The sequence below is a fragment of the Opacimonas viscosa genome (assembly GCF_024199005.1).
Lineage (GTDB): Bacteria > Pseudomonadota > Gammaproteobacteria > Enterobacterales > Alteromonadaceae > Opacimonas > Opacimonas viscosa.
The window spans coordinates 1-11,839 of the sequence record NZ_JANATA010000010.1 but is presented as its reverse complement, the minus strand read 5'-3'; the positions used below and the strand labels follow the sequence as shown (position 1 = coordinate 11,839).

The 11,839-nt window shown below is 42.1% G+C and carries 10 protein-coding genes; all 10 read right to left on the bottom strand.

Features of this window, described 5'->3' with window-relative positions; translation table 11 throughout:
* Positions 1–6 precede the first annotated feature (6 nt).
* Complete coding sequence (gene rng / locus NLF92_RS06915) at positions 7–1,473, bottom strand: ribonuclease G (protein WP_254100176.1); 1,467 nt, start codon at positions 1,471–1,473, stop codon at positions 7–9.
* A gap of 39 nt (positions 1,474–1,512) precedes the next feature.
* Complete coding sequence (mreD, locus tag NLF92_RS06910) at positions 1,513–1,983, bottom strand: rod shape-determining protein MreD (RefSeq protein ID WP_254100174.1); 471 nt, start codon at positions 1,981–1,983, stop codon at positions 1,513–1,515.
* On the bottom strand, positions 1,976–2,863 hold the full coding sequence (gene mreC, locus NLF92_RS06905) for a rod shape-determining protein MreC (protein ID WP_254100172.1): 888 nt from the start codon (positions 2,861–2,863) through the stop codon (positions 1,976–1,978). The genes mreD and mreC overlap by 8 nt, the downstream gene beginning before the upstream one ends.
* A 34-nt stretch (positions 2,864–2,897) precedes the next feature.
* A complete protein-coding gene (locus NLF92_RS06900; protein ID WP_254100169.1) occupies positions 2,898–3,941 on the bottom strand; it encodes a rod shape-determining protein in 1,044 nt (347 codons plus the stop codon).
* Positions 3,942–4,130: 189 nt separating this feature from the next.
* Entirely contained in the window at positions 4,131–8,516 is a 4,386-nt protein-coding gene (locus NLF92_RS06895; protein ID WP_254100167.1) for a laminin G domain-containing protein, read from the bottom strand.
* A gap of 2 nt (positions 8,517–8,518) precedes the next feature.
* Positions 8,519–8,983, bottom strand: coding sequence for a type II secretory pathway component (locus tag NLF92_RS06890; RefSeq protein ID WP_254100165.1), 465 nt, complete (start codon positions 8,981–8,983; stop codon positions 8,519–8,521).
* On the bottom strand, positions 8,973–9,914 hold the full coding sequence (locus tag NLF92_RS06885; RefSeq protein ID WP_254100164.1) for a type II secretion system protein: 942 nt from the start codon (positions 9,912–9,914) through the stop codon (positions 8,973–8,975). Before NLF92_RS06885 ends, NLF92_RS06890 begins: the two co-directional genes overlap by 11 nt.
* Before the next feature lies 1 nt (position 9,915).
* On the bottom strand, positions 9,916–10,482 hold the full coding sequence (locus tag NLF92_RS06880) for a type IV pilus modification PilV family protein (protein WP_254100162.1): 567 nt from the start codon (positions 10,480–10,482) through the stop codon (positions 9,916–9,918).
* Positions 10,472–11,011, bottom strand: a complete 540-nt coding sequence (locus tag NLF92_RS06875) for a pilus assembly FimT family protein (RefSeq protein ID WP_254100160.1) — start codon at positions 11,009–11,011, stop codon at positions 10,472–10,474. The genes NLF92_RS06880 and NLF92_RS06875 overlap by 11 nt, the downstream gene beginning before the upstream one ends.
* A 146-nt stretch (positions 11,012–11,157) precedes the next feature.
* Positions 11,158–11,661 (bottom strand): prepilin-type N-terminal cleavage/methylation domain-containing protein, encoded by a 504-nt coding sequence (locus tag NLF92_RS14195; protein WP_284700383.1) that lies wholly within the window; start codon positions 11,659–11,661, stop codon positions 11,158–11,160.
* Positions 11,662–11,839: the final 178 nt, after the last annotated feature.

The window sequence follows — 11,839 nt, the reverse complement described above, 5'->3', positions numbered from 1 at the left end:
ATTATATCACATCATAACCACATCAAATTTGTCTTGATTGTACAAATGCTCAGTTTGGACCTTTATTTGCTTGGCGACAAACATTTCGACTTCTGCTAATAAGTGTGACTCTTCTCCCATTAGCGCTTCTGCAACTAACGGCGATGCGTAAACGACAAATTTATCGGCGTCATAAGCACGGTTGACGCGGACAATTTCTCGCATTACTTCAAAGCAAATGGTTTCGACCGTTTTAATCGAGCCTCTGCCTTCACAAACGGGGCAGTCTTCACATAAAACATGCTCTAAACTTTCCCGGGTACGCTTGCGGGTCATTTCAATCAGCCCAAGTGCGGTGAAGCCGTGAATATTGGTCTTGGCGCGATCTTTACTGCAGGCTACGGTCAATGAATGTAAGACTCTTTTTTGGTGTTCAGGTTCAATCATGTCAATAAAATCAATCAAAATCATACCGCCTAAATTACGCAAACGCAGTTGCCGTGCAATCGCTTGAGTTGCCTCAATATTGGTATTAAAGATGGTTTCTTCGAGATTACGATGACCGACAAAACCGCCGGTGTTGATATCGATGGTTGTCATAGCTTCAGTTTGATCAATGATGAGGTAACCACCAGATTTTAAATCTACACGACGCTTCAATACTCGCTGGGCTTCATTCTCTACGTCATATAAATCAAAGATAGGACGTTCACCCGTGTAATACTCTAATTTGTCAGTCAGTTCAGGTACGTACTCAGAGGTAAACTCGAGGAGTTCGTTAAATGCGAGTTTGGAGTCAATTTGTACTTTGGTTATAGCGGTACCTGTAAAATCTCGGATGACGCGAGGGGCAAGCGAGAGATCCTCGAATAAAACATGATTTTTGTTGGCTTTAAGACGGCTTTGAATTTTGCTCCACAAACGCCTAAGAAATTGAGCATCTTGGACTAATTCATGTTCATTCACGCCTTCGGCTGCAGTACGTAAAATAAAGCCACCGTCTTCATCACACAAGGGTTGGACCAAATCTGCTAATCTTTTTCTTTCTGCTTCGTCCTCGATCCGTTGAGAGACTCCAACGTGTTCTACAGAGGGCATAAATACTAAATATCGAGATGGAATAGTGATGTCTGTGGTGAGTCGAGCCCCTTTAGTACCTAATGGATCTTTGACGACTTGGACTACGATTTCTTGGCCTTCTCGAACTAACTCACGAATATCTTTTTTCGGTAAATCATTATTGGTAATCAGTGGCACCATCGTGTGCACATAAGCGATATCTGATGCGTGCAAAAAAGCAGCCTTGCTAAAACCGATATCGACGAAAGCTGCTTGCATGCCAGGTAATACACGAGATACTTTACCGCGATAAATATTGCCAACTAAGCCTCTTTTGGTATTTCTCTCAATATGGATCTCTTGGAGGATCCCATTTTCTATCAGCGCAACTCGAGATTCTGAAGGGGTAACATTGATTAATAACTCACCACTCATGACACGACTCCTGTTGGTGCTTACTATGGATTATTTTAGTTATAATATGAGCTTTTGTTTGGCCCTATATAAGAGCCAAAATACCCACGGCCAAAACAACATAGTCGTTATGATTGGCCAGAAATAATTAAAGTGGAAATAGGCATCAGTAAGCCAATGCTGAAGCCAAAATACCAATAAACTATAAAATGCGGTCATGAGGCCGATGACACCTGTTTGTTGCCAGATTGAATAGTTTTTCATACGCTGATGGTTTGCCGAACTAACATATAGTACCAGTGCAAAAGCCAGCGAATGCAGACCTAAACTATATCCCAGCAAGACATCGAGTAGGATACCGGCTAAAAAACCAATACCGATATTTACTCGTTCAGGTAATACGGTATTCCAAAAAATCAGTACCATCAACAACCAATCTGGGCGGTAAATATTCATGCCAATAGGCATCGGTGTTGTCTCTAACACTAATGCCACAAAAATACTTAGGTAGATGGGCCAGCGTCTATTCATTGTTGGCACCACTTAACAGATCTGACTGCGGACGTTCAGCCGTGTTGGAATTCTCAATTACGCCACTGCTGCCAAGTAATAAGACATAACGCAAACTATCTAAACGGGCTAACGGGCTGGCTGTGACAAGTGCAAAAGGACGTGATTCGTCACGAGTGACTTGCTCGATTACCGCAACTGGATAACCTTCTGGAAAAATACCACCGAGCCCAGATGTGACCAGAATATCACCTACCAATAGGTCATGGCTATGTGGGACAAATTTCAGGGACAGTTGGTCGATATTACCACTACCATTGAGGATGTAGCGCGTGTTGTTTCGCTGGTTACGAACTGGAATCGCATGCGAAATATCAGTGATAAATAAGACGCGACTGGAAGTCGGAGTGACATCCACAATTTGTCCTACGACACCCTTGTCATCTATGACCGGCTGTCGTGTAAATGTGCCATTGAGAGTGCCTTTATTCAGCACTACCTGTTGTACATAAGGATTATTATCAACCGCTAAAAGCTCGGCGACGGTCTTCGGTAAGTTAATCTTTACTGGCGCATCTAACAAGCGACGTAGTTGGGCATTTTCTGATTCTAGAATGGAAAAGCGTTGTTCTTTCTCACGTAAAATCATAATTTCATTGATGAAAGCGTCACGTTCCGCGATTAACTCTTCTTGGGAACGCAACCGTTGGCTACTTTCGGTAAAAAAATAGGTCGGTAGGCTAGCAAGATATTGGATAGGGGTAACTATCGAAGTTAAGACGTTACGCAAAGGCTGAAAGGTAGCAAACTTTCCATCAGCTACCAACATACCTACTGCAACAACTACAGCAAGAAAGAGTCTTATTTCGATTGGTGCGCCACGTTTAAAGATTGGTTTCATAATATAAATAAGGCAACCGTAGTTGCCCTAAATCTTATTCGTCAGAGAATAAGTCACCACCGTGAAGGTCGATCATATCAAATGCCATACCGCCACCACGGGCAACACAAGTTAGTGGATCGTCAGCGATAACAACCGGAATACCGGTTTCTTCCATTAATAAACGATCTAGGTCTTTTAATAATGCACCACCACCGGTGAGTACCATACCGTGCTCGGATATATCCGAGGCTAATTCAGGAGGCGATTGTTCAAGTGCCACCATGACCGCAGATACGATGCCAGATAAAGGTTCCTGCAAGGCTTCTAAAATCTCATTTGAGTTTAAGGTAAAGCTACGCGGCACACCTTCGGCTAGGTTACGTCCGCGCACTTCGATTTCTTTGACTTCCTCACCTGGATAAGCTGCGCCGATTTCGTGCTTGATACGCTCAGCAGTTGCTTCACCAATTAGTGAACCAAAATTACGACGGATGTAAGAGATGATCGCTTCGTCAAATTTATCACCACCAATCCGCACAGATGAAGAGTATACGACACCATTCAAGGAAATAATCGCAACCTCTGTCGTACCACCACCGATATCAACAACCATTGAACCAGTCGGTTCTGAAACGGGTAAACCTGAACCTATCGCAGCAGCCATAGGCTCATCAATAAGATATACATCACGAGCACCAGCCCCTTCTGCCGATTCCTTAATCGCGCGTCGTTCTACCTGAGTAGAACCGCAAGGCACACATACTAGAACCCGAGGAGAAGGGCGTAAAAAGTTGTTGTCATGTACTTGTTTAATAAAATATTGCAGCATCTTTTCGGTGACATTAAAGTCAGCAATTACGCCATCTTTCATCGGGCGGATAGCTTCAATATTTCCAGGTGTACGCCCCAGCATTTTCTTTGCTTCACTACCTACCGCAGCTACGCTTCGAGGTGAACCAACACGCTCTTTACGAATCGCCACAACAGAAGGCTCGTTGAGTACGATACCTTGATCTTTGACATAAATCAGTGTGTTAGCTGTGCCAAGGTCAATGGACAGATCATTGGAAAAAATACCGCGTAGCTTTTTGAACATGATAGGCCTGTAAGAATTCTTTTTATTTAATGTATGACCAATCATTTTATGGCAAGTTGCATGTTATTGCATATATTTTTTGTGGTTTACGGCGATTTTTTATAAAAAAACCGCTTATCTTCACCTGCATCATTTTTTTGCGGGCAAAGCAAAGCGGTTCTTGGTGCATTTAACACGTTTATTGGGTGTTTATGGCATGACTTCTCGGAAATTTATTTTCCGGTCTTTGCCTCGATAAATACCAAAATTAATCGTCGCGGACGGTTTGTCATCAGCATCTATATCACCATCGCCATCCCAGTCGATATTCAGATATTTTGCCCAATCAGGTGAACCGACATTTGGGTGCAAAGTTACTTGCAAAGCGCTTTTTAGATCAGGTGCGGTAAATGTTAAATCAGTGTTTTTTGAGAAACCGTTCATCAATGTGCCACTACTCGCTATCGTGGTAAATGATCCGAGTACATCGTTTTCACTGTTGTGCAGTGCTAATGTAATTTGCCCTAGAGTTTGTTGCATACTGATATTTGTCGAATTATCGAGGGTGTTCGTCATCCAGCCTAAATTGGTAAAATATTGTGCCTGCATTGGCAACCGCAAATCGACATTTTCTGGGCCGAAGGTGTTTTCTAGTTGTAGTTTACCGTAGCGTTGTTCGGTACCGCTAACGTTGGTCCATGTAAAGTCAGCACAACCATTCGGATAGCTAGGTTGATAACAAACACCATGGGTATCCGTAAGAAAGTCAGCATCTAGTACTATGTTGATATCAGTAGCGAATGCAGGGGTGGGCAGGGCTTGTTTGGTATAGGTCAAATCAATATTGTTTAACTCGATGTAACCGACACCATTAGCCACATCAGTTCCCGTGAGGATCGGATCCGTCGGGGTGGATGTTAGCGTTAGTGGTACACCTGTACCGCTTTGATCCACATATGCAACGTCATTTAACACTGAGCTTGCTGTAGGCGTTAATTCCCAGGTCGTATCGTAATAATTATTCACGACAGTTCCCAACACATTATAAGCGGTGACTTTGATTTTGGGCTGGGAACCTATATCGAAGGTAAACGGTTGGCCTATATAGGTGAACCCTGAAGACGCGTCAGCAAAAATCGGTGTATATACGGCTTCCACATCAAAATATGCAGGGGTAAACGGCCCGATTTGCAAGGTATTAGAAACAATATCGCCATAGGTTCTTTGATCAGTAAATGTCACCTCAAACGCACCTACTTCGTTAAACATCGCTTCATCATATGCAAATTGGCCATTCGTCATACGCAGCGCTGAGCCGAAGAAATTAGTAAATGGGACAGCCAAATCAAATAATGGGTTAGTACTGACCGTCATATCATTGAAAAATCGGAAACTCCCATAGCTAGGACCGTTTACTGGTGCGACTCGGTCTGCTTTTACACTTAAGCGATTAAAGTTGTAACTAGGGAGTGGAATTTGGTTTTCACCATAACCCAGTGCTTTGAATGTAAAAGTATCACCTGCTTTATGTGAATCTTCGATATCATGACTTAGTTGAATACCCTCAGGGATGAACTCGATATCTAACATATTCGATTGCAGGTTTGCACCATCTTTATTGATGTGTGCTTTGAGAGTAAAGTTTTGCGCATCTGCTAAAGTAAATCCTGTTAAAGTCGTTGTACCATTGACATCAAAAGTTAATTGCGCGGTGTTAGTGATATCACGTGCACGAGTGTCTCTGGCAAATGGCCCAAACCCAACTGCACATCCTTTTACTGGCAGACCCAAAGCATTGTACGAATAACATGAATAGGTCAAATCAACGTTTTGTTGACCCACTAATGCGGCTTCACATACGCCATTGTTGTCTCGCACTGCACGCATTTTTACATTACCTAAATCTCTGCCGCCAACATGTGCAAACTTGGTAATCTGATACTGTAATGGAGATGTCGAACTGTATTGTGGGGGGGTATCATTGATGTACATTTGTAAACCCGCATCAACAAACTCAATTTCACAATTGTTACTACAGGTATTCGTCAACTCATCCGCTTTTGCATGGTGCATTGGGGTGAAAGTAATCGTTTTGGTTTCCGCAGTACGATGCACAATATCAAATGTCATTTCACGAGAGAAATTATAGGTTAAACCTTCATCATCACCATTGGGTGTAGGAGACATTGACACTTGTACTTCATGTTCATAAAGTTCTGAACAATCGGCATTTTTACATGCTTCGACTTTGACTGGAGCACTGTCACAAGTCAGCGCTTGGTCTGGATGAGTGATACGATAACCATATAAAACAGCACAGGGATCGGCTTTGAGCATATCATTTTTAATTTGAGCAGAATTTTGTTTGAAATTATAAATACGGATATCATCGAAGCGCCCGTTAGCCGAGGATGATGCTGTAATATAATCCGTGCGGTTATCGCCAAACGCGATATTGCCATAATCAGGCATAATACCTGTCCAGCGGGCATTTTTATCTTGGTTCCACATGGTCATATCGTACTCTTCACCATTTAGGAAAACCGCTACTTCACGGTCATCATAATCGTAGGTTAGGGCGACATGCACCCAAGTGAACTCAGGGAAGTTAAATGCTTGGGATTCAAAGCGTGTATCCGCATCATTACTGGTTTCATAACCAAATTGGAGTTTTCCTTCCTCAAGTAATTGCAGGTAAAAATACTTATTATTAGGGTGTTTGGTACTTGCTTGAGTGATTTGAACCGCATCAAAAATCGTTCTGTCACGTTCGTCTTGCCAGCCAGAATTCGATTTAAACCAAAAAGAAATCGTCCCTTCAGGACCTACATCATCATCCATATCTACGGGAGTATCTAGGAAGTCAGGCGTATTTTGATTGGTATTGGGTGGGACATCCATGGTGCCACAGGACATGTTGTTAACCGGGGTTAATAAACGCATTTCGCCAGAGTATGCAGCATGGAATGCATTGCCAGATGTGTCTTCTATCCGGTCAGTCCAATCATCATCGGCAAATCTGTATTCAGCAACTAACCCACTGTTGGTCGTCGGAATACAATCATTCTCCGCGATTTTTAACGCTGCTATATCGGCGGCTGACATTACACCATCGAACCATTTTATGTCATCAAATTCACCACGAAAATAATCATATATTTTGGCGGGTGTTGATGCTTCATCTTCACTCACTCTGGCGTTTGCACCAAAAATCATCGGTTCTTTGTTGTTGCGCAAAGTCGCATCAACGCCCGTAATTTTGCCCACTTGTTCGCCGTTAAAATACAGAACGACGCCTGCCTCGCCCCATGTCACTGTAATAAATGCCCAGGTGTCGTCAACGAAAAGCCTGTCATCTGTTGCTATGAAATAATCTCTAGCATTCGTTTGATAGCGCAGATGTAAGCTACCATCACTTTCTAACCAAGAAGTAAAATGGCCACCAGTATCAAAGCCTAAAGAATCCATCGAGAATAAATATTGTCCTCCATGGCTAGTGTCATAGGTATGACTTAAATCGTAGGGTTTGACCCAGAAGGATAACGTTCCAGAGGGACTGCGCATTGTTTCTTGGTTATTGATCTTGAAATGTGCACCTTCGCCATTTAGAAAAGCGCCTTCACAATACTGACTATTATTTTGTATGACGGCACCCATCATCAGTTCGATATGATTATCCGCTATCGCATCTAAGACTTTATTTTCGCCTGGATAATTGTCGGCATTTGGCGCGATGAAATCAAAGTCCCAATAACTCTCTAATTCTGGTGTTGTATAGACAGAGGCACTGGCGGTTAAAAAATCAAAAGTATCATAATTTTTGAGTTCCTTTAGGTCATCTGCTTTTAGGATGATGTCAGTATCACGACCAATATTTAGATTTGGAGCTGCAACGGCTCCTTCAAATTTGGATTCACGACTGATTTGTACATTGTTTTTTGCATAGATAAAGGCATAGATTTCTACATTTCTACCGAATTGGATATCGGCATAGGACACTAGGCCGAACAGATAAGGATCGCGCTTATTTCTACCAATGATGACATTGCGATTAATGTCCACTTGCTTGGTGAGAAATAACACCCCTTTATTATCTTTTTTCTCGAAATTAATGGTGACATCGCGTGCGATATTTAGCGTTTCAATAAAATAAACACCCGGATGTATCGTGATTTCAGCATTCGATTTCACTTCGAAAGTGTTGATTAAAGTGATAACGCCATTAGGTTTCAACGTCACTTTTTTGTTTGAGTTAATCGTCAGATTTTTATACTCACCTGCCATATTTACCGTTGTGTTAGCGTCGACGGTTTCAATGATATTCGTCTGAGTTGTTTGAAACGTTGGTAGTGTCAGACCTTGGCTCACTTCATTCGATTTTTGGCAAATGCCAAGACAGGCATTGTTCGCATTATCCGTAATATCCGTAAAGTTGATATATTCATCGGTACCTAAGAAACCCACTCCTGAATTTATGTGAATACTAGCGGGTGTAGTTGATGCAGTCACTGCGTCAGGAAAAACCTTTTCCCAATCAACAGCTGCTTGTGCTGAACAACTAGCAAGTAAACATATCCCTATGAGTCTTTGTAACATAACTACCTCGTTTGTAGAGCTTCAACAGACAATGTGCGACTGACAATTTGTTCGCCAATGACACACGTTCCTGTGCTGGAAAATCGATAAAAATAATGGTCAACGCCGTTTTTTACGACATCACTTGTGGTGCAGCTAGCGGTATAACTGCAGTTTTGTAATCCCGGAATGTTTTGCATACTACTGGGACTCGTAATTGTCGTAGCGCACACTTGGATAGGAGTATTTAATGGAAAGGTTTGCATCCCTAACATTTCCAAACCAACTTGTGCGGTATTTTTAGCATTGATGCCAAAGTTATCGGTTAAGGCACTTTGTGATGTTGCCATCACAAGTTTCACCATCGTTGCCCCCATCATCGCCAGCACAATGATGATAAACAAGGCAAGTACCAACATGCTCCCTCTTTGTCTTTGTAAAGAAGGTTGTTGGGTCAATTTGGCAAGGGAAGTGGTTTTAGGGAACATTAGGTATATGGACCTCTTGCACAAAAGAAATGACTTGTTCATCTTTGCCAAAAGCTAAAAGTACTCTGGAATATGCATTTCTGCGATAAGTAGCATCGTACCAACGGAATGGGTCATCACTCGTTGCTGTCTGAGCAACAGGATCGTCGGAAAGCGTATTGACAATATTTTGAGCAATCATAATACCACCACTGGTATATGCTGTTTGCGTGGTATTTATCCCCGTTTCATGGCGATACATATTATTATCACGAACACAGTAGCTTACCGCTCGATCAGCGATATACAATCGAGAGGCCGGTGAAGACGCCGCAAAAGAATCCGCAACGGTTAATTCCACAATGTTATCTGGGTCATCCGCTGTCGCACAGCTCGTATCTGCACCGTCATCCTGGCAAGCTGTGATTAAGTGGCGTTTATTTCGAGTAAGGTCATATACGTCATGACTATCTACAGGATAAACGATAGCAAAATCAGCATTCATAACAGGGTTGAAAATAGTGCCATTGATATCTTGCATTGCTACGACATCAACAGTATTAGTAGCGCTGGGCTGCAAGGGTAGAGTAGTGTAAATAGTCGCCCATTTGTTGGGCACAAACTCTAGGCAATGCACACTGGTATCTCCAGTAATACGGATACTGTTGGGAACGGCATGCATGAGTTCACGGTTGATGCGTTGCACAATAAAACTGCTTTCATTAATCAGTTGAGTACGCTCTACAAAGCCCGTGTATTGCAACACTGAGGTGCGCATAAAGCTACTAATACCTACGCCTAAAATCCCTAAGATCATAATGACCAAAACGAGTTCTAATAGCGTAAAACCAGATTGTTTCCGCACATTGTGGACCGTCTTTTCAGGTGCTAGCCCTGAGCTTGGGAAGTGCTCTATCGTTGCGAATGAAAACAGGGAGATGAGTAAGCACATTTTAAAAGTTACCTCTTAAAATACTAATTTTGATCTCATCTGTGCTCGGAGTCGTGACGGTAATCGTAATGAGTTTAGTGTTACCCACATACAACCCTGTTCCAGGATCATCATCAGTGCCATCTAAATTATCATCGTAAATTACTGATACTGCAGCACTAAAACCTTTGTAGATAGATTCGCCGTTGACTAAAGGGGCATTACCCATGGCATCCACAATCCCGGAACCACTCAATGCCAATCCATGGTAGTCATCTACGTCGTCGAAAGAAGCACGTGTTTCGGATGGGTCTGGACCTAATCCACCAGCAGTCGTACATGCCGGAGCAGAGGTCTCATTGCAACGGACCGCTCCACCAATGACATCCGAGTTTTCATCAAACGCTTTGGCTGAAATCTCATTAATCAGTGACTGACTAATCTCTGCTGCTCGAGTTTGCCACAAAGGGTCAAAACTTTGTTTGCTCAATGGGAGTAATAAAGTGGAAACAATGGTCGCAACGATACCAAAGACGACCATCCCTGCAATCATCTCAATCAGGGTAAAACCATATTGCTTAACACGCATATATCAAGCCTTCCTGATTGACACATACGCCGGTGGTGTTGAGTGTATCAAAAGAAATTTTACAGGTGTTTTGACATGTCCCAGCTGACGAAACTGGCTTGCCTAATGCCGTAAAACGAATATACGTAATATCTGCAGTGGTGCCATCTAAGGTACTAATGACTAGGCCTTCTGATTGTAACTCACTGGGTTGTGAAGATATATTGGGGTTTGCCGCGGCATCGATAGTCGATGAACATGTTACTGCTTCATTGCCTGCCGAGTAATCATCCGTAGGCATGCCCCAAGCATCATCCGCAGGTGCCAGAGGGTCATCCCAAGTAAAGTTAAGTTGATGACAAAAATTAGGTCGAGTATCTTGCATCGCTTTCGTTTGGACGGCTCTGAGTGAGGCCATTAAACGATCTTGATAAGCTTTTACCGTATAGGATTGGGTGTCATTTAGACGAGATAATGCACTTAATGCGAGAATACCCAAAATACACATCACTGTGAAAAGTTCGATGATAGTAAATCCACGCTGTTTCATGTTCATCCTTAAACATTGGTTTTCAATATATATATCGGATGCTGCGCGGTTTCCTGAAGCAGTATTTGTAGTCGGAATCAATAATAAAAAAGCTTAAGGTTTCCCTTAAGCTTTTAATAAATAATACTATTAAGCGTTGTTAAAAATTAACAGCCGGCAGTTTTTAATTCCACAATCGGTGATGAGTTAGCATCAGCTGCGTTGTTGTATATTACATGGCACTGAGTTGTTGCATCAGACGCATCGTATGAGCCCTGAGCTTCAAGAGATACAGTGAAACTCGTTGCAGATGCCGCTGTTCCGATTGGAGCAACATCAAAGTCATTGGTATCAATATCAATCCAATATTGTAATTTTGCTATATTGATATTCTTTGCAGCTGGATAGCCAAATGCGACATCAATGTTTTTTGCTGTGCCATTTTGAGAAACGTTGATAGTCGCCGTTGTTTTTCGTTCCTCGCCTTTGATTGCTGACTTAGCATATACCAATGTCGCGCCAGACTCTAAAGAAGCCTTGACACCTGCCAGAGCTGAAGCTTTAGCATCTGCTTGCATGTCCATAAAACGTGGTGCTGCCGTAACCGCTAGGATGCCTAGGATAACGATAACGATGATTAATTCAATGAGAGTAAAACCGCGCTGATTCATTGTGTAATTCCTTTTAGAATGAATGATTGTGTTAATTAATGTATGGTTTTTTAAAGAAAACCACTTCTATAACTTATATCGACTTTGGTAAATTTAGTTTGAGGATTATTTTTAAAAAAATACAAAAAATACAAAAAATACAAAAAATACAAAAAATACAAAAAATACAAAAAATACA